This is a genomic window from Halopiger aswanensis (genome assembly GCF_003610195.1).
GTDB classification, from domain to species: Archaea; Halobacteriota; Halobacteria; order Halobacteriales; family Natrialbaceae; genus Halopiger; species Halopiger aswanensis.
Genome location: NZ_RAPO01000002.1, coordinates 240549 through 257889 on the forward strand (window position 1 = coordinate 240549; position 17341 = coordinate 257889).

Here is a 17341-nt window from a genome sequence, read left to right on the forward strand (position 1 = left end):
TCTCGAAGCCGGCCGGGCGCGATCGCTCCCGGGCGACGAGTTCACGCAAGCCAATTCGGCGACATATGAGCACTGTAGAGCAGCAACTCGACGATTTGCAAGCAGAGATCACGAGCGAGTTACCGAGCGATATCTCGGTCTCCTCGGTGAAATACGAAGGCCCCGAACTGGTGGTCTACACGCGCGATCCGAAGAAGTTCGCCCAGCAGGGTGACCTCATTCGGCAGCTCGCGAGCAAACTGCGCAAGCGGATCACCGTTCGCCCGGACCCGAGCGTCCTCTCCCAACCCGAGGAGGCTCGCGAGGAGATCATGAACGTGATCCCCGAGGAGGCCGGCGTCACGGATCTCGATTTCCACGCCGACACCGGCGAGGTCGTCATCGAGGCCGAAAAGCCGGGCATGGTCATCGGCCGCCACGGCTCGACGCTCCGCGAGATAACGAAGAACGTCGGCTGGACGCCCGAAGTCGTCCGCACGCCGCCCATCGAGTCCTCGACGGTCTCGAACGTCCGCAGCTTCCTCAAGCAGGAGCGCGACGATCGCCGCGACATTCTCGAGAAGGTTGGCCGCCAGATCCACCGCGAGGAGATGTCCGACGACGAGTACGTCCGCATCTCCACGCTGGGCTGCTGTCGCGAAGTCGGTCGGGCTTCCTTCATCCTCTCGACGCCCGAGACGCGCATCCTCATCGACTGCGGTGACAAACCCGGCGCCGAGGGCGAGGTGCCGTACCTCCACGCGCCCGAGGCGTTCGGCGCGGGCCCCGAAACCATCGACGCGGTCGTGCTCACGCACGCCCACCTCGACCACTCCGCCTTTATCCCGCTGCTGTTCAAGTACGGCTACGACGGCCCGATCTACTGTACCGAGCCCACGCGGGATCTGATGGGGCTGCTGACGCTCGACTACCTCGACGTCGCCGCCAAGGAAGGTCGCACGCCGCCGTACGACTCCGAGCAGGTCCGCGAGGCCATCAAACACACTATCCCGCTCGAGTACGGCGACGTCACCGACATCGCGCCGGACGTCAAGCTGACGCTGCACAACGCCGGTCACATTCTGGGCTCGGCCGTCTCGCACTTCCACATCGGCGACGGCCTCTACAACGTCTGTTTCTCCGGCGACATCCACTACGAGGACACCCGCCTGTTCAACGGCGCGGTCAACGACTTCCCGCGGGTCGAAACGCTCGTCCTCGAGTCCACCTACGGTGGGCGCAACGACTACCAGACCGATCAGGAAGACTCCGAGAAGAAGCTCAAGGAGGTCATCAACGAGACCTACGACCGCGGCGGGAAGGTCCTCATCCCGGCGTTCGCCGTCGGTCGCTCCCAGGAGATCATGCTCGTCTTAGAGGAGGCGATGCGCAACGGCGACATCCCCTCGATGCCGGTCCACTTAGACGGCATGATCTGGGAGGCGACGGCGATCCACACGACCTACCCCGAGTACCTGCGTGACGATCTGCGCGACCGGATCTTCCACGATGACGAGAACCCCTTCCTCGCCGACGAGTTCAACCACATCGACGGCGGCGAGGAGGAGCGACAGGACGTCGCCGACGGCGAACCCTGCATCATCCTCTCGACCTCCGGTATGGTCACCGGCGGTCCGATCATGTCCTGGCTCTCCCACATCGGTCCCGATCCGGACTCGACGCTGACCTTCGTCGGTTACCAGGCCCAGGGAACCCTCGGGCGACGCATTCAGAACGGCTGGGACGAGATCCCGACCAGCGAAGTCGGCGCCATGGGCGGCGACAACGGCCGCGGCACCCTCTCGCTGAACCTCAACGTCGAGACCGTCGACGGCTTCTCCGGCCACGCCGACCGCGCCGGCCTCGAGAATTTCGTCAAGACGATGAACCCCCGACCCGAGAAGGTGCTCTGTGTCCACGGCGACGAGCGCTCGACGCAGGACCTCTCTTCCGCCCTCTACCACAACTACGACATGCGTACCTTCGCGCCGAAGAACCTCGAGACCTTCCGCTTCCTGTAAAAAGCCCTCACGAGCGCTTGGCAGCGCTCGAGACGGCCGCGCGGCCGATCGGGCAGCGGACTGCGACGTGCCCGGCGGCGGACTGAACTGGAGACCGACGATTTCTTGAAAGGGCCGCAGAGAGGGTGGGCGTATGGCGAGTGTAGCGATAGCGTTGGCACTTGCGACCTTACTGTTGTTCGGCGGCTGGGCGGTCGCGGCGGACGTCGCGACGCGGTCGCTGTCGGCCGTGAACGCGGTCCTGCTGTCGTACGTGGCGAGTATCGGACTCGTCGGCGGATACGCGGTCCTGTCGCGACGTCCGATCGCCGGAACGAGTACCGACATCGCGTTCGCGTTGGGGTCGGGCGTGTTTCTCGCGGCCGGGACCCTCGCGTTCTACGCGGCGCTGACGCGGGGGAGTATGGCGGTCGTCTCGGCCATCGCCGGCCTCTACTTCGTCGTCCCCGTCGTCGTCGGCGTCGTCTACTTCGAAACGGCACTGAGCACCGCGAACGTCGTCGGGTTCGCGCTCGCGGTCGTCGCTGTCGTTCTCATCGCCTCCTGATTTCGGTCGCTCGGCGGTTCGCATCGTCGCGACGGTGTTCTCCGAGTGATGAATCGACGAGCGACGAAAGAACCCGAAAAACAGCGCCGAAGATCGCCGTCAGGACAGTTGCTTCGCGACCCACTGCAGGTTCGTCGCGATGACGGCGACCAGCAGTGCGATCAGCGAGATGAGGATCAGGAACGTCGAGACGACGCTGACCATCGGGTCCAGCGAGTCCCGCAGCGTGTTCCAGGCGACGACCGGGATGGTCGCCGTGCTGTCGCCAGAGAGGAACAGCGCCATCACGAACTCCTGTAAGCTGATGATGAAGGCCAGCAGTGCGCCGACGAAGATGCCGTGCTTGACGTTCGGCAGGACGACGTGGACGAACGATCGAACCGGCCCGGCGCCGAGGTCTCGAGCCGCGTCCAACTGCTGCCAGTCGAAGCGGCTGAACACCGATCGCATGACGAAGTACACGAGCGGCGTCGCCCACAGCGTGTGCGCGAGGATGAGGCTCAGGTAGGTGTCCTGCAGCCCGAGTTCGTTGAAGTAGACCAGCAGCGTGACCCCGAAGATGACCGGCGGGATCAGCAGCGGCAGGAGCACGAGCGGGACCAGCACGCGGCCGGCCGCGCCGTCGTCGAGTTCCTGCCCGAACGCCGCCGTCACGCCGAGGCTCGTCGCGACGACCGTCGTGCCGAGGCCCACGATCAGGCTGTTGTCGAACGCCTCGAGCCACGCGTCGTTTTCGAAGAACGCGAGGTACGACGCCATCGAGTAGCTCTCCGGCGGGAAGACCAGCTGGCTCGAGGCCGAGAACGACGTCACGACGACCACGAGCAGCGGGAGCAGCAGGAACGCCACGATGGCCGCGTAGCCGAGTCGGAACGCGGCGGTACCGAGTCGCTCGCGGGCGTTACGCATAGTCGAACTCACCTCCGAAGCGGCTGAGCACGCCGACGATCGCGGCGATGCTCACGAGCATCAGAACGATCATGATGACCGAGAGCGCCGTCGCCTCGGGCCACTGGAAGTTCTGGAGCAGTTGTTTCTCCACGCGGACGGCGAAGGAGATGTCGCCGCCGGCCAGCAGGAACGGCGCGGCGTAGGCGCCGACGCTCCAGGCGAAAGAAATCACCGTCGCGACGATGATCCCGGGCATGGCGCGGGGGACGACGACCTCGAGAACGGACCGTGGTCGGCTGGCACCGAGGTCGCGGGCGGCCTCGACCAGTTGCCAATCCATCGTCGCCATGACGCTGTAGATTGCCAGCACGGCGTAGGGCAGCACGATGTAGACCTGGCCGATGATCGCGCCGGCCGTTCCGGGGACGATCGAAACGGGTTCCGAGATCACGTGCAGTCCCATCAGCACGTCGTTGAGCGTCCCTTCGGGCGTCAACAGCGGTCGGAACGCGTACGTCTTGACGACCAGCGTGGTCAACAGCGGGAGCACGACGGAAAACAGTAGAATCGACTGGACGACACCGTTGGCTCGCCAAATCGCGTACGCGTAACACAGGCCGAGCGCGATCGTGATGACCGTCACCGCGGCGCCGATCGCGAACGAATACTGGATGACGTCCCACGCGAGGCCGCTCCCGAGCACGCTCGTGTACGCCTCGAGCGACCAGGTGCCGGGCTGGTAGGCCGCGGCCGTCGCCCCCTCGGCGAAGCTGATCCGCAACAGCATGAGGAACGGGACGACGAAGATCAGCGCCTCGAAAACGAGCAGCGGCGCCATCAACAGCAGCGCTCGGCGGGAACTCGGAGCCGCAGCCAGCGGCGCGCGGAGTCGCTCGAGGACGCCGCTACCGGTACCGGCATCCGCGGCCGTGGATGTGTGGGTTCCCGACATCGTTATCCGCGGTGTTCGATGCGGCGCCCGTCCTCGCGGAACGCGAGCACGTCGGTTTCGTCCCACCCGATGCGGATCTCGTCGCCGGCGTCGAACGACCCCGCGTCGGCGACGCTGCGCTCGACGAACAGCGAACTGCCGTCGACGTCGACCGCGTAACGGACCGTCGAGCCGCGGTAGATGACGTTCTCGACCGTCCCGACGGTTGCAGTTTGCGACCCGCCGTCGGCGATCGGCTGTGCCTCGTTCGCGACCGGTGTCGCATCAGCGGCCGCCTCGATCGAGAGCACTTCGGGACGCAGCGACAGCGTTACGCGCTCCCCGCCGGAAAGCGTCTCGTCGCCGGTCGAAATCTCGAGCGTCTCCTCGAGTTCCGTCGCGATGCGGACGCCGTCGGCGGTCGAGTCCGTGACCTCGCCCGAGACGAAGTTGGTGTCGCCGAGGAACCCCTCGACGAACCGGTTTTTGGGGTTCTCGTAGACGTCGTGAGGATCGCCGATCTGGACGAGTTCGCCGTCGGCCATGATGCCGATCCGGTCGGCCAGCGTGAACGCCTCGTCCTGGTCGTGGGTGACGTGGACGAACGTCGTCTCGACGTCCTCGTGGATCTCCCGGAGTTCGATCTGCATGTCCTCGCTGAGCCGCTTGTCGAGGTTCGATAGCGGCTCGTCGAGCAGCAGAACGTCGGGTTCGACGGCCAGCGAGCGCGCGAGCGCGACGCGCTGTTTCTGCCCGCCGCTCAGATTCGTCGGGTCCTGATCGCCGTAGTCGCCCATCTCGACGCGCTCGAGCATCGCTCGGGCTCGCTCGCGACGTTCGTCCTTCGGCACGTCGTGCATCTTCAGCCCGAACGCGACGTTCTCCAGCACCGTCTTGTGGGGGAACAGCGCCCAGTCCTGGAACACCGTTGCGGTGTTTCGGTCGTAGGCGGGCTGGTCGGTCACGTCCTCGTCGCCGATCCGGATCCCGCCGTCGGTCGGTGTCTCGAGGCCGGCGATCATCCGCAGCGTCGTCGACTTGCCGCTGCCGCTCGGCCCGAGCAGACAGAGCAGTTCGCCGTCCTCGATGGTCGCCGAGACGTCCTCGACCGCGAGCGTGTCGCCGTAGCGCTTCTCGAGGCTGTTGAGTTCGATTGTAGCCATTGTCGATAGTAGCGTGTAGTGAACTAGTTGTCCGTCCGAATCGCGCTGTACTCCTCGTCGAACGTCTCGTAGTAGTCCTCGAGGTAGCCCCAGTCGGGGAAGGCGATTTGCTGGGCTTCCTCGCTCGTCGTCGGCAGTTGCTCGCCCAGGTCGTTGGCGTACTCCATCTCCGCGTTACAGAAGAGGGCGGGGCTGGACTCGGACCACGTCGTCTGCGTCTCGGCGGCGAGCAGGAAGTCGAGGAACTCCTCGGCCTGATCGCGGCGTTCGGTCCCGTCGACGACGCACCAGTTGTTCAGGTAGCCGGTCGTCTCCTCGGGGAGCGTGTGGGTGATCCCGTCGTGGTCGTCGATGTCGTAGGCCGTCTGCTCGAAGTACCACTGGGCGACGTCGATGGTGCCGTCGTCGAACGCCTGCCAGATGTCCTGGCCCGAACTGGCCCAGCTGTTGATGTTCCAGCTCCGGAGTTCGTCGAAGACCGCATCGTGGAGCGACTCCTCGTAGAGTTCGCCTGCGAGCTCGCGGTCGTCCATGCCGACCGCGGCGGCGTGGACGGGGAACCACCAGAAGCCGGTGTCGATCCCGATACCCGTGCTGTTATCGACGGGATCGGCGCCGAGATCGGCCCACGTTTCGGGCTCGAAGTCCATGTCCTCGCGGTAGATGATGTTGCAGGGCGCGCCGTCGACCGGGACGCCGTACTCCGTCGTTCGGATCTCGGTGTAGTGGTCGATCGCCGCGTCCAGGTTCGACACGTTGTCCTCGCGGATCGGCTCGAAGAGCCCTTCCTGCCGACCGACGTGGTAGAAGTAGCCGTCCGCGACGGTCACGTCGTACGGCGGTTCGCCGCTCGACTGGCGGATGTCGACGAGAATGTCGTTCCAGCCGCCGTGTAGTTGGACGTCGACGCCGTACTCGTCCTCGTACAGCGGCACGACCGATTCCTCGAACCGATCGTAGTAGTTGCCGCTCCAGACGCAGACGTCGAGCACGTCGTCCGAACTCGTCGTGTCGCTACCGAAGATTTTCGCGCAGCCGGCGAGCGCGGTCATCGATCCGGCGGCAACGCCGGACAGTGCGCGGCGACGTGAGAGAGAGCGAGATGACGATTTAGTACCCGTTTCGACATCAGTTGAAGACTCGTGATTCGACTCGCAGCCGCTGGTTTCTGCAACCCGTGCTGGGTCGGCAGCCATTGGTACCCCGGTTTACTCTGATGCCTACATAAAATCGTTGTGAAGTCCTGAAATCCACCTAGTTATACATGTAAGACAGCGTACGAGCCGATTTGATCGAACTATCGTCTCTGAACCGCTATCCGGACCGCTAAAAGTCTCTCCCTCCTCCGCGCTCGCCGATTTCGTTTCCGGGATCGTTACGACGGTAGTGACCGAGCGCCACAGCAACCGACGAGGCTGCCGCCGGCGGAGCGGCTAACTGCCTCGAGACCCAACCGCGGCCATGAACGTCGCGATCGTCTCGGTCGGCGACGAACTGCTCGCAGGAACGACGACGAACACGAACGCCGCCTGGCTGGCCGGGCGCCTCACCGAGCGCGGCAGCACCGTCGGCCGAATCCTGACGATCCCCGACGACCGCGCCGAAATCGCCGACTACGTCGGCCGGTGGCGCGACGAGTTCGACGCCGTCATCGTCACCGGCGGCATCGGCGGCACGCCCGACGATATCACCGTCGAAGCCGTCGCCGAGGGGCTAGCTCGGGACCTCGTCGTCCACGAGCGGATTTACGACGATCTCCGCGAGAAGGCGGCCGCGTTCCGCGAGGAAAACCCCGAAATGGTCGAAGAGTACGACCTCGAGTTGGATCTCGAGGCCGCCGCCTCCCTCCCTGAAGGCGCGACGCCGATCGTCGTCGACGAGGCGTGGGCGCCGGGGTGTGTCGTCGAGAACGTCTACGTCTTCGCGGGCATCCCCGAGGAGATGCAGGCGATGTTCCGCGAGGTCGAAGCCGAGTTCCGCGGCGACGCGACCGCGCGAACGATCTACACGCCGGCGCCGGAGGGATCGCTCCACGGCGTCCTCGAGCGCGCCGGCGACGAGTTCGACGTAACCGTCGGTAGCTACCCGCGCGGCGAGTCGCGGCCGGGCCGGATCCGCGTTACGGGGACCGACGAGTCGACGGTCGACGCGGCGATCGAGTGGCTGCGCGAGCGCGTCGAGACGACGGCGCCGCCGTCGGAGTCGGACTAGTCCGCTCGCCGTCCGACAGTGAATTCGGTCGCGAGCACGACGAGAGGGGCGATCGAGAGGCACTTCCAGCGCGGCTCGAGAGCGGGATCGGATATTCGGTAGCTACTTGGGTCGACCGTCCAACCGACGTGTATGGGCGGACGTGGGCCGAAACGCGAACTCGCGGAGAAGATAGCCGGGGAGATCACGCTGAGCGACGATCCCGGCGCCACGTTGCGCAAGTGGCGAACCGATTTCGACGTCTCGCAGACAGACCTCGCCGAAGAGTTGGGGGTCTCCTCGTCGGTCATTTCGGACTACGAGAGCGGCCGCCGGGAGAGTCCGGGTATCGGCGTCGTCGGACGGCTCGTCGAGGGACTGCTCGCGATCGACGAACGGCGCGGCGGCGACCGCATTCGCCAGTACGGCCGCGTCCTCTCGGCCGGGTTCGACAGCGACGTCGTCCTCGACCTGCGCGAGTACGCGACCTCGATTCCCCTCGCGACGCTCTACGACGATATCGACGCCACTGAAATCGCAACCGGCGACACCGACCGCGTCAGCGGCCACACGGTCATCGACAGCATCGAGGCGATCACCCGCCTCTCGAGCGAGGAATTCTTCCGACTGTACGGCCAGAGTACGAACCGCGTCCTGGTGTTTACGGGCGTCACTCGCGGCGAATCGCCGCTGGTCGCCCTACGGGTCGTCAATCCGACGCCCAACGCGGTCGTCCTCCACGGCCTCGACGAGGAGGATCTGTGGCCCCACGCGGCCGATCTCGCCCGGATCGACGGCTACTCGCTGGCAGTATCGAACGCGCCGCTCGACGACCTGCTCGATCGGCTCGTCTCGCTCGAGTAATTGCGAGCGACGGACGGCGACCGGGCCGGTTCGTTGCGCCCTCGCCACTCCCTCGACCACTATGGATCGCACAGAACGCAGGACAGTCGTACTGCTCGTCGGCGATCTCGGCACGCTCGCAGCGACGGCCGCGATCGACGAGCCCGCCGTCTGGCTCGCATGGGCGGCCGCAACGGCAGTTGTCGCTGGGGCTGCACTGATCGTATTCAATCGGTAGCCGTCGGTAGTTGGTTGTTCTCGAGTCGAAGGACGCGGAGCCGACGTTGCGTTTCGAGGCGACGGTTAGTATCCTGCAAGCAGCCAGAGGAGTCCGAACCCGCTGCCGATCGAAGCGAGTGCCGCGAGCGCACAGCCGAAGAGGGTCACGAGATAGTGGCGATCGATCCCGTCCGCACGGACAGGGGAGATGATGAACTCGCTCGAGGACTCACCGGCAGTTATCAGCGGCACGTTGCTGTTGTCGCCGCTCTCGCCTGCCACCGCTCGGTCCTCGGGTGCGACCGCGACACCGAGCACGGAGACGGTTGCCCCCGGCTCGAGCACCGCCTCGTGGTACACTCGATCCTGATCGCGTCGCTCGTCACCGTCGTCGACCGCCTCGCGGAGCCGCGTCGCGATCGGCTCCGGTGGCCGTTCATCGGTGGCTACGGGTTGAGACGCGGTCCGCTCGAGGCGCAGTTCGGCCCCGCCCGGATCGACGAGCACGCGGCCAGTGTCGTCCCGGAGCCAGAACGGCCGGCGGCGGTCCGCGACGCGTTCGGTCCCGTCGACCAGCGACGAGAGCAGCCCCGTCGTCGCTGCGCCGGCACCCGCGTCGGTCTCGAGCGAGTCCTCGAACGCGACCTGAGTCTGGGACAGCTGGTAACAGACCGCGTCACTACCCGAGAGCGGCGCCTCGAGCGGGTCGTCTGCCGGTACGATCTCACCCGTTATCCGGACGCGGCTCGAGTCGACTGTCTCGGCGTCGACCGGGTCGGTTAGCCGGAACGCGAGATACGAGCGGACGTTAGTGATGACCCCGCCGAGGAAGTAGAAGCCGCTGCCGACCAGCAATCCGCCGGCCGCGACGGGGATGAGCACGGTTCGCGACCGTCCGAAGGGGTTGTTCGCTCCGAACGGGTAGCCGCCCAGCGTGAAGGGGAGCCAGACGACCACCACCGCGAGGAACATCAACGCGCCGTAGAGCCGGTTGCTCATGTGGATCCGCTGATCGACCCACGCGACACCCGTCTGGGCCTCGTCGTTCCAGACGGCCAGTCCGACGACGAGCAGCCAGAGATGGAGGAGCAAGAGCAAGACGAGCACGTCGATGCCGGTGATCGTCGCAGCAGGGAGCGGCGTCAGCGAGGCGGTCGACATGGAAGCATGCCACCTTCTCCTGTTCTCTACCTAACAGTTTCGGCAGGAGAGAACGCGCGGCAGTCGCTACGCCGTCTCGGACGAGCGCTGTCGAACTGAGAAGCAGCGGTATCGAACGGCGCCGCGATCAGGCGATCTGGTCCTCGTACTCGTCGGCCGAGAGCAGTTCCTCGAGTTCGGCCGTATCGTCCGGCTCGATCTCGAGCATCCAGCCCTCGCCGAAGGGATCCTCGTTGACGAGTTCGGGCGCGTCGAACAGGTCCTCGTGGACCGAGACGACCTCGCCGCTGACGGGCGCGTAGAGGTCGGAGACGGCTTTGATCGATTCGATGACGCCGAACTCCGCCTCCTGTTCGACCTCGTCGCCCTCGTCGGGGAGTTCGACGAAGACCACGTCGCCGAGTTCGTCCTGCGCGAAGTCGGAGATACCGACGCGGACGACGCCGTCAGTCTCGAGTGCCCACTCGTGCGATTCCAGATACCGTCGATCGTCGGGAACGTCGAAGCTCATGTGTTGTGTGCTGTGTTACTGCGTGTCGATAAATGGCGTCTGCTCGACTCGTGCCTTTTTCGACTGGCCGCGGACGACGACCTGCAGCGTCGTGCCCGGGTCAGCGTACTCGACCGGGACGTAGCCGAGGCCGATCGCCTGCTCTAAGGTCGGACTCATCGTGCCGCTGGTGACCGTGCCGATGACCCGACTCTCCGGATTCGTGATGTCGTAGCCGTGCCGTGGAACGCCGCGGTCGATCAACTGGAAGCCGACGAGTTGCTCCTCGACGCCCTCCGCCTCGATCTCGGCGAGGGCGTCGCGGCCGACGAACTCCGTCTCGAGGTCGACCGTGAAGCCGATGCCGGCCTCGTAGGGCGTCCGCGGGTTGTCTTCGGGGTTGAAATCCTGGCCGGCGAGTAGGAGGCCGGCCTCGATACGGAGCGTGTCTCGCGCGCCGAGCCCGCAGGGCTGACAGTCGAAGGCCGACCAGATGCGCTCGGCCTCGGTCCACGGGACGAGCAGTTCGAAGCCGTCCTCGCCGGTGTAGCCCGTGCGGGCGGTCCAGCACTCGACGCCGTCGATCGTCGACTCCGTCGCCTCGAACCGCGAGAGGTCCGTCACCGAGCCGTCGATGGCGTCAGCTGTGTCGGCGGTATCGACGACGTCGTCCACCAGGGTAGCCGCGTTCGGCCCCTGCACGGCGAACATCGCGTACTCGTCCGTTCGGTTGTCGACGGTCGCCTCGAGGTCCCATTCGTTACGGTAGCTGATCCAGCGTTCGTGGGTCGACTCGTCGGTGCCGGCGTTCGGGATGAAGAGGTACGTCGCCTCCCCGCCCTCGTCCGGCAGCCGGTAGATCACCGTATCGTCGATGATGGTGCCGTCCTCGTCGGTGATCGCGGCGTACTGGGCGTCGCCGACGCTGAGGCGGCTCACGTCGTTGGTCGTGAGCCGCTGCATCAGTTCCGTCGCGTCCGGGCCGGTGACGTGAATCTGGCCCATGTGCGAGACGTCGAAGATGCCGACATCCTCGCGGACGGCCGCGTGTTCCGTTCGGATCGAGTCGAACTCGACCGGCATGTCCCAGCCGCCAAACTCCGTAAACTTCGCTCCGCGCTCGTCGTGGATCCCACGTAACGGCGGCGTCTGAAGCGGCATAGTCGGGTGGACACTCCGCTGGTAGTAATGTCTTTTTGTCAGCGCGATTCGGTCGACGCCACAATGGACCCCCGTACCGCTCGAGCGGGTCAAAAAAGGAACAAATTGGGGCCGGGTGTCGCGTACCGAACCGTCTACAGACCGAGTTCTTCGATCGACAGCGTGTAGTCGCTGTTACCCGAGACGGCGTGCACCTGCAGCCCGAACTGCTCGTCGCCTTCGAGCGAGACCGTGATCGGCTCACCGTCGCCGGACGTACTCTCGTCGTAATCCCACCGCGAGGGGCGGCGGCCGTCGAGAGTTACGTAGAGGTTGAACGAGGCCTTGTCGGGCACCTCGAGCTCGAGCGTCGCCGAGCAGGGGTTCTCGGTGTGCAGCGAGTACGTGTACCGGTCGCTCTCGCCCCACCAGCCGCTGCCGTCGAGGGTGCCGTCGGCGCTGGCGGTGATGGTTTCGTCGCCGCAGGTCGGTTCGTCCGTTTCACCGTCGTCTTCGTTCTCGTCCTCGTCAGGTCCGCCGCCCGTCTCCCTGATAACCTCCTCGACCGACTTCTCCTCGCCCTCGAGTTCGACCCACATCACGTCGGGCTGGTCGATATCGATCGAGGTGACGGCGCCGTCGACGCGGAAGGCGTCGCCGTAGCCGCCGCCGGTGAGGCCGCTGACTCGGTAGGTTCCGTCGGACTCGGTGATCGTGTCGTTGCCGTTGCCGCCGATGCTCCGGCCCGATGGGGAGTCGTAGGGCGCGTCGGTGATCTCGACGGGGCCGTCGGCGGTGAACTCGTACTCCGCGAGGGAGGCGTCGGGTTCGGTGACGAACGCGAGGAGGTGCCCCTCGCTCTCGTCGCCGTCGGAGTCGTCGGAGTCGTCGGTATCGTCGTTCTGCTCGTCCTCCTGAGGCTCGTCGCCGGTACCCTGCTCGCCGTCGTAACCGTCCGGGACGGTGTTGACCGCGGCGGCAGCGTTGACTCTGCCGGCACCCTGTGCGTACGACGAGAGCCCGACGTCGACGGCGGTGTCTTTCAGATGCTGGCGGAGTTCGCTACCCGAGAGATCGGGGTAGGCCGACAGCACGAGGCCGGCGACGCCGGAGACCACCGGTGCGGCCATCGAGGTGCCCGACATGCGCCCGTAGCTGTTCCAGGGAACGGCCGAGAGGACCCGCGTCCCGGGGGCGGTGATGTCCACTCGAGAGCCGGTGTTCGAGAACGACGCCAGCGAGTCGTTGCTGGTGACCGCGGTGACGGCCATCACGTCGTCGTAGGCCGCCGGGTAGGCGACGCTGTTGGCGCCCGAGTTGCCGGTCGCACCGACGAGCAGGACGCCGTTGTTGGCCGCGTAGTCGCAGGCCGACCGGAGCGTGTAGTAGCCGCTGGTCGCACCCAGCGAGAGGTTGATGATGTCCGCGCCGGCGTCGACCGACCACTGGATCGCGTCGGCGATATCGGAGAGCGCCCCCTGTCCGCTCCGGTCGAGGGCGCGAGCCGACAGCAGCGAACAGTTGCTGATCCCCGCGTGGCCGGTCCCGTCGTCCGTCCCGCCGGCGGCGATGCCGCCGACGTGAGTGCCGTGTTGCTCGTCGCCGGCGACCGGGTACGGATCGCTGCCGTAGCCGGTGAACACGTTCCCGTGGTTCGGAACGCTGTCGTCCATGTTGTCCGCCAGCGCCGGGTGGTCGTACTGGATCCCTTGGTCGACGATGGAGATCGTGACGTCCCCGTCGCCGTAGGTCGTCTCCCAGGCCTCGCTGCAGCCGATCTGGCTGGGCGCGTGCTGGGAGCCGTAGTAGGGGTCGTTCGGCGTGACGAACGACTCCATCGTCGCGTTCGGTTCCGCGTACTCGACGTACTCGTTGGCCGTGATCGCTTCGATGAACGTCTCGCGGGCGAAATCCGGCGCCTCCGACGGGAAGGAAACGACTGCGTAGTTGATGACCTCGTTCGTGTGTTCGACCCTCGCGTCGCCGGGCACCGCTGCGAGCGCTTCCCGCTCGATGTCCGACGCCGACGGCGAGATGCCGACGATGAGTTCGTCCTCTTTCGGTCCGGGTTCGCGGCCGTTCTCGTCGTCGGCGCTGACGACGCCGCTCGAGGCGAGCAGGCCGCCGATCGAGAGCGACCCGGCACCGGTGAGGATCGTTCGGCGATTGTATTCGCGGTCGGAGTCGGTCCCGTCCCGCGGATCGTTCGGTTGCATGGAACGACAGTCATCAAAACCTGAAATTAGTAAAACTTTATCGAACTTGAAACTATTTATTTAACATTCTAAGCCGGAATTTATGTCAGAAGGGAATGGGATGCGCATATAAAGAGAGAACAATTGAATTCGCCCGGTTAGATACCCCGCCGATCGGGAAAGAAACGCGGCGATAGTTTCCGCCACTCGACGGGGTGCTCGAGTCGAGCGAACCGGAAGCAAATAGCGCGATGCGCGCCGACGCGACCCCGCCACGTCGTCGTGTTTCGTCACACCTATCTCGCGCGCGCAGGAAGTGGGTGGCATGTTCGACAGCGTTCGCGCCCGTCTCGGTCTCGCCCCCGACGGATCGTCGGAACCGACCGTCGGGCTGTTCGTCGACGGGCCGAACGTCTTCCGCGACGAGTTCGACGTCGACCTGAACGACCTTCGGGACGCCGCCCGCGACCTCGGCCGCGTCGGCGTCATCCGCCTCTACCTCGACGAACACGCGACCCCCGGACTCATTCAGGCCGCCGAGGCGCGGGGCTTCGAAGTGATCGTCACCAGCGGCGACGTCGACGTCAAACTCGCCGTCGACGCGACCGCGCTGGGCAGCGCCGGCACGATCGACCGCCTCGCGATCGCCTCCCGAGACACGGACTTCAAACCCGTCCTCGAGCACGCGGGGACCGTCGGCATCGAAACGATCGCGATCGCGCCGGGCTCGTACGGGCGATCGGACGCGCTACAGAACGCGGCCGACGAGGCGATCACGATCGACGAGTGATAGCCTCGGGGTCGGGGCTCGCGGCCCGCCGCGTTCGGTTCGCACCCGAGCGCCACTCCGTGTGAACCGAGTCGAGTCTTTATACGCGCACCTGTCGTTCGACTAGCTATGGAGACGGTCTCTCATCACGGCCGCACCACCGCCTACGAGGTCTCGGACCGCGGTGGCGACGGCCCGACGATCTGCTGCATCCACGGCAGCGGGGGGTCCCGCCACGTCTGGAAGAGCCAGCACCGCCTCGCGGATCGCACGCCCGTCGTCGCGCTCGATCTCAGCGGCCACGGAGATTCGGACGACATCGACGCCTCGCCGGGCTACGCGACGCTCTCGGCCTACGCCGACGACGTGATCGCCGTCGCCGAGGCGACCGACGCAACCGTCCTCGTCGGTAACTCGCTCGGCGGCGCCGTCGTTCTGCACATCCTGCTCGAGCGCGCGGGCGAGTTCGACCCGGACGCGGTCGTCCTGACGGGCGCCGGCGCGCGACTCGGCGTCCTCGAGGACCTCCTGCAGTGGCTCGAGCACGACTTCGAGCGAGCGGTCGAGTTCCTCCACGGCGACGACCGATTCTTCCACGATCCGGAGCCGGAACTCCGGGAGCGATCGATGGAGCGGTTCCACGAGTGCGGGCAGGCGGTGACGAACCGGGACTTCCAGACCTGCCACACGTTCGACGTGCGCGATCGATTGGACGAGATCGACGTGCCGACGCTGGCGGTCTACGGCGAGTACGACCAGTTGACCCCGCCGTGGTTCCACGAGTTCCTCGCGGACGAGATCGGGGACAGCTACCTCGTCGGGATCGAGGACGCCGCCCACCTGGCGATGCTCGAGCGGCCCGCGGCGTTCAACGACGCCGTGCTCGAGTTCGTCGAGGAGAGGACGTGAGCGCGGTGGATCGAAGCCGCGAGCGGCGGATCACGACAAAGGATTTATAGAAGCGACCGGAACCGTCGCGTATGTTCCCCGCTGACGGCGTCCACGGCTTCGGCGGCGTGCAGGTCGCCTTCTACGCCTACGTCGCGCTGACGTGTGCGCTTACGGGCGGGCTGTGGCTGCTCGGCCTACCGACGGAGCTAACGGTGGTCGCGTTCGTCCCGATCGGCGGCCTCCTCCTGATTCCGTTCTGGCCGCTGTTCACGGCCCAGCATCCGGAACACGACGACGAGGCGCCACAGTAGTGCAATCTCGTATTCGGGGGTTAGAACCGAGTCCTTCTGTCGGTGAGGATAGCTGCGAATCTACCGCTGGCCCGTCCATCAGCTTTCGGTGATATTGACGGTGCCGTGCTGAACAGACAGTGCGAATGCACCACCCTCCGTCGATCGAGTATCGCGGAATCACGATCGTTCAGTAGGGAACCGTCGCGAGCGATAGTCGTCCGTTTTCTATTGAAATGACGAACAGTACGGTTTTGTCCCCATCTTCGTTATGTCTCCAGACCATCTAGCAGTAGCATGCTAATTGCGACCTTCCGACTCGAACTCGAGGCAGTCGCACTCGAACAGGCGTTTGATGCGGTCCCGGAGATGACGGTCGAAGCCGAACGCATCGCCGCACACAGCACCCAATGGACGATGCCGTGTCTCTGGATCGCTGCCGATGACTTCGACGCCGTCGATACTGCTCTCGAAAACGACCCCTCGGTAGACGAAATCGTTGGCGGCGACGAATTCGGCGAGGAGAAGTACTATCATATCGACTGGAACGAGGAGACGTACGAACGGATCTCCGCATACATTGATAAAGAGGGATCACTCCTCCAGGCGGACGCGACCGACGACGGGTGGGAGTTAGAGATACGATTCGTCGGCCGTGATCAGTTCGACGAATTCCGGACGATGTTGCACGAACGAGGGTACGCCTTCGAACTGCTGAACCTCTACCAACCGGGTGCCCCGCGGCAGACGGAGGGTGAGGTGACATCCGCTCAACGAAATGCCCTCGTTACCGCCGCTGAGCTGGGCTACTACAAGGTTCCTCGTGAGATCTCCACGAGAGAACTCGCAGACGAACTCGATATCTCTCACCAGACCGTCTCAGAACTTCTCCATAGAGGAACGGAAAACCTCATCACGTCTCATCTCACGACGACTGCCGCCGACGCGTAGTCACTTCTCGTCGACGTTGATCGTTTCCCCCTCATAAAACGACTTAAAAGCCTGACACGGCGGGTCGAAACTCCATACAAGACCATGGCGTATTGTGAAACGTGAGTAACGTACCGTCCGAATCGAGCAAGAACGGAAGTGACACGGTTGACACGGCCTTAGAGGCGCTCTCTCATGTTCACCGTTTTCAGCTTTTACAGTCCCTCTGTGAAGAGGACCCGCAGGAAGCCGTAATCGCTTCCGTCACCGATAGCGTAGAGCGCGGTAGAGACGTGAAATCGGTACAAATTGAACTGTACCATCTTCACCTCCCAAAACTCGAAGAGGCGGGGTTCATCGAGTGGGAGCGAGAGCACGACCAGGTGAGCAAAGGGCCTAATTTCGATACAATCGAGAAGTTACTCGAACGGCTGAGCGAAGGCAGGAACCGCGAACTCCTCTTTAACTAGCGCCGTGTCTGGGATTCGATCCACCGTTATTTATATTAACTGAACATTCCACGATCGATCCGTCCATCTACCGAGCAACTGATTCATCAACGTCGACGCGAACCAAACGGAATCACCGTGCTGAACCCAGCGTCTGTATTCGGAACACGGATCTTGTCAGATACGATATCTACTGCTTCCCATTGCGTTACAGTTACCTTGTGTCCCTGTACTGACCGCGG

Annotated in this window: 18 protein-coding genes; 10 read left to right on the forward strand and 8 right to left on the reverse strand. The window is 64.9% G+C overall.

Going from position 1 to position 17341, the window contains the following annotated elements; genetic code table 11:
* Positions 1-65: 65 nt before the first annotated feature.
* Together ATJ93_RS08335 and ATJ93_RS08340 are read left to right on the forward strand one after the other, a co-directional pair.
* On the forward strand, positions 66-2000 hold the full coding sequence (locus ATJ93_RS08335) for a beta-CASP ribonuclease aCPSF1 (protein ID WP_120244211.1): 1935 nt from the start codon (positions 66-68) through the stop codon (positions 1998-2000).
* 133 nt (positions 2001-2133) lie between these two features.
* Positions 2134-2547 carry an EamA family transporter gene (locus ATJ93_RS08340; protein WP_120244212.1) on the forward strand — a complete coding sequence of 138 codons (414 nt, stop codon included), beginning with the start codon at positions 2134-2136 and terminating at the stop codon, positions 2545-2547.
* 99 nt (positions 2548-2646) lie between these two features.
* On the opposite strand, the gene ATJ93_RS08345 is transcribed toward ATJ93_RS08340, so the two are convergent.
* The 4 genes from ATJ93_RS08345 to ATJ93_RS08360 are packed head-to-tail and all read right to left on the reverse strand — an operon-like array spanning position 2647 to position 6728.
* Complete coding sequence (locus ATJ93_RS08345) at positions 2647-3456, reverse strand: ABC transporter permease (RefSeq protein ID WP_120244213.1); 810 nt, start codon at positions 3454-3456, stop codon at positions 2647-2649.
* Positions 3449-4390, reverse strand: a complete 942-nt coding sequence (locus ATJ93_RS08350) for an ABC transporter permease (RefSeq protein ID WP_120244214.1) — start codon at positions 4388-4390, stop codon at positions 3449-3451. The genes ATJ93_RS08345 and ATJ93_RS08350 overlap by 8 nt, the downstream gene beginning before the upstream one ends.
* Positions 4391-4392: 2 nt before the next feature.
* Entirely contained in the window at positions 4393-5532 is a 1140-nt protein-coding gene (locus ATJ93_RS08355; RefSeq protein ID WP_120244215.1) for an ABC transporter ATP-binding protein, read from the reverse strand.
* Between the two features lie 23 nt (positions 5533-5555).
* Positions 5556-6728, reverse strand: a complete 1173-nt coding sequence (locus tag ATJ93_RS08360; protein WP_120244216.1) for an ABC transporter substrate-binding protein — start codon at positions 6726-6728, stop codon at positions 5556-5558.
* Between the two features lie 265 nt (positions 6729-6993).
* Here ATJ93_RS08360 and ATJ93_RS08365 point away from each other — a divergent pair, with 265 nt between their 5' ends.
* From ATJ93_RS08365 to ATJ93_RS23600, 3 genes are all read left to right on the forward strand, one after another.
* Positions 6994-7743, forward strand: a complete 750-nt coding sequence (locus tag ATJ93_RS08365; protein WP_120244217.1) for a competence/damage-inducible protein A — start codon at positions 6994-6996, stop codon at positions 7741-7743.
* 132 nt (positions 7744-7875) lie between these two features.
* The gene (locus ATJ93_RS08370) at positions 7876-8586 is read left to right on the forward strand and encodes a helix-turn-helix domain-containing protein (protein WP_120244218.1); all 711 of its coding nucleotides are present in this window, start codon (positions 7876-7878) and stop codon (positions 8584-8586) included.
* A gap of 61 nt (positions 8587-8647) precedes the next feature.
* The gene (locus tag ATJ93_RS23600; RefSeq protein WP_170155544.1) at positions 8648-8803 is read left to right on the forward strand and encodes a hypothetical protein; all 156 of its coding nucleotides are present in this window, start codon (positions 8648-8650) and stop codon (positions 8801-8803) included.
* A 65-nt stretch (positions 8804-8868) separates the two neighbouring features.
* Here the strand turns inward: ATJ93_RS23600 and ATJ93_RS08375 are convergent, their stop codons facing one another.
* The 4 genes from ATJ93_RS08375 to ATJ93_RS08390 all read right to left on the reverse strand — a co-directional run bounded on the left by ATJ93_RS08375 (position 8869) and on the right by ATJ93_RS08390 (position 13791).
* Positions 8869-9945, reverse strand: a complete 1077-nt coding sequence (locus tag ATJ93_RS08375; RefSeq protein ID WP_120244219.1) for a GIDE domain-containing protein — start codon at positions 9943-9945, stop codon at positions 8869-8871.
* Between the two features lie 127 nt (positions 9946-10072).
* Complete coding sequence (gene gcvH / locus ATJ93_RS08380) at positions 10073-10456, reverse strand: glycine cleavage system protein GcvH (protein WP_120244220.1); 384 nt, start codon at positions 10454-10456, stop codon at positions 10073-10075.
* Between the two features lie 15 nt (positions 10457-10471).
* Positions 10472-11596: a glycine cleavage system aminomethyltransferase GcvT gene (gcvT, locus tag ATJ93_RS08385; protein ID WP_120244221.1), complete on the reverse strand. Its 1125-nt coding sequence runs from the start codon at positions 11594-11596 to the stop codon at positions 10472-10474.
* 134 nt (positions 11597-11730) lie between these two features.
* Positions 11731-13791 (reverse strand): S8 family peptidase, encoded by a 2061-nt coding sequence (locus ATJ93_RS08390; RefSeq protein ID WP_120244222.1) that lies wholly within the window; start codon positions 13789-13791, stop codon positions 11731-11733.
* 304 nt (positions 13792-14095) lie between these two features.
* Here ATJ93_RS08390 and ATJ93_RS08395 point away from each other — a divergent pair, with 304 nt between their 5' ends.
* From ATJ93_RS08395 to ATJ93_RS08415, 5 genes are all read left to right on the forward strand, one after another.
* Positions 14096-14560: an NYN domain-containing protein gene (locus ATJ93_RS08395; RefSeq protein ID WP_120244223.1), complete on the forward strand. Its 465-nt coding sequence runs from the start codon at positions 14096-14098 to the stop codon at positions 14558-14560.
* A 108-nt stretch (positions 14561-14668) separates the two neighbouring features.
* Positions 14669-15448 (forward strand): alpha/beta fold hydrolase, encoded by a 780-nt coding sequence (locus ATJ93_RS08400; protein WP_120244224.1) that lies wholly within the window; start codon positions 14669-14671, stop codon positions 15446-15448.
* A 71-nt stretch (positions 15449-15519) separates the two neighbouring features.
* Positions 15520-15741, forward strand: coding sequence for a hypothetical protein (locus ATJ93_RS08405; protein ID WP_120244225.1), 222 nt, complete (start codon positions 15520-15522; stop codon positions 15739-15741).
* 276 nt (positions 15742-16017) lie between these two features.
* A complete protein-coding gene (locus ATJ93_RS08410; protein ID WP_120244226.1) occupies positions 16018-16671 on the forward strand; it encodes a helix-turn-helix domain-containing protein in 654 nt (217 codons plus the stop codon).
* 101 nt (positions 16672-16772) lie between these two features.
* A complete protein-coding gene (locus ATJ93_RS08415) occupies positions 16773-17120 on the forward strand; it encodes a DUF7344 domain-containing protein (RefSeq protein WP_120244227.1) in 348 nt (115 codons plus the stop codon).
* Positions 17121-17341 lie beyond the last annotated feature (221 nt).

Coding starts and splice junctions, on each gene's coding strand:
- ATJ93_RS08335 (WP_120244211.1), top strand. CDS start 66: ATGAGCACTGTAGAGCAGCAACTCGACGATTTGCAAGCAGAGATCACG.
- ATJ93_RS08340 (WP_120244212.1), top strand. CDS start 2,134: ATGGCGAGTGTAGCGATAGCGTTGGCACTTGCGACCTTACTGTTGTTC.
- ATJ93_RS08345 (WP_120244213.1), bottom strand. CDS start 3,456: ATGCGTAACGCCCGCGAGCGACTCGGTACCGCCGCGTTCCGACTCGGC.
- ATJ93_RS08350 (WP_120244214.1), bottom strand. CDS start 4,390: ATGTCGGGAACCCACACATCCACGGCCGCGGATGCCGGTACCGGTAGC.
- ATJ93_RS08355 (WP_120244215.1), bottom strand. CDS start 5,532: ATGGCTACAATCGAACTCAACAGCCTCGAGAAGCGCTACGGCGACACG.
- ATJ93_RS08360 (WP_120244216.1), bottom strand. CDS start 6,728: ATGGCTGCCGACCCAGCACGGGTTGCAGAAACCAGCGGCTGCGAGTCG.
- ATJ93_RS08365 (WP_120244217.1), top strand. CDS start 6,994: ATGAACGTCGCGATCGTCTCGGTCGGCGACGAACTGCTCGCAGGAACG.
- ATJ93_RS08370 (WP_120244218.1), top strand. CDS start 7,876: ATGGGCGGACGTGGGCCGAAACGCGAACTCGCGGAGAAGATAGCCGGG.
- ATJ93_RS23600 (WP_170155544.1), top strand. CDS start 8,648: ATGGATCGCACAGAACGCAGGACAGTCGTACTGCTCGTCGGCGATCTC.
- ATJ93_RS08375 (WP_120244219.1), bottom strand. CDS start 9,945: ATGTCGACCGCCTCGCTGACGCCGCTCCCTGCTGCGACGATCACCGGC.
- gcvH (WP_120244220.1), bottom strand. CDS start 10,456: ATGAGCTTCGACGTTCCCGACGATCGACGGTATCTGGAATCGCACGAG.
- gcvT (WP_120244221.1), bottom strand. CDS start 11,596: ATGCCGCTTCAGACGCCGCCGTTACGTGGGATCCACGACGAGCGCGGA.
- ATJ93_RS08390 (WP_120244222.1), bottom strand. CDS start 13,791: ATGCAACCGAACGATCCGCGGGACGGGACCGACTCCGACCGCGAATAC.
- ATJ93_RS08395 (WP_120244223.1), top strand. CDS start 14,096: ATGTTCGACAGCGTTCGCGCCCGTCTCGGTCTCGCCCCCGACGGATCG.
- ATJ93_RS08400 (WP_120244224.1), top strand. CDS start 14,669: ATGGAGACGGTCTCTCATCACGGCCGCACCACCGCCTACGAGGTCTCG.
- ATJ93_RS08405 (WP_120244225.1), top strand. CDS start 15,520: ATGTTCCCCGCTGACGGCGTCCACGGCTTCGGCGGCGTGCAGGTCGCC.
- ATJ93_RS08410 (WP_120244226.1), top strand. CDS start 16,018: ATGCTAATTGCGACCTTCCGACTCGAACTCGAGGCAGTCGCACTCGAA.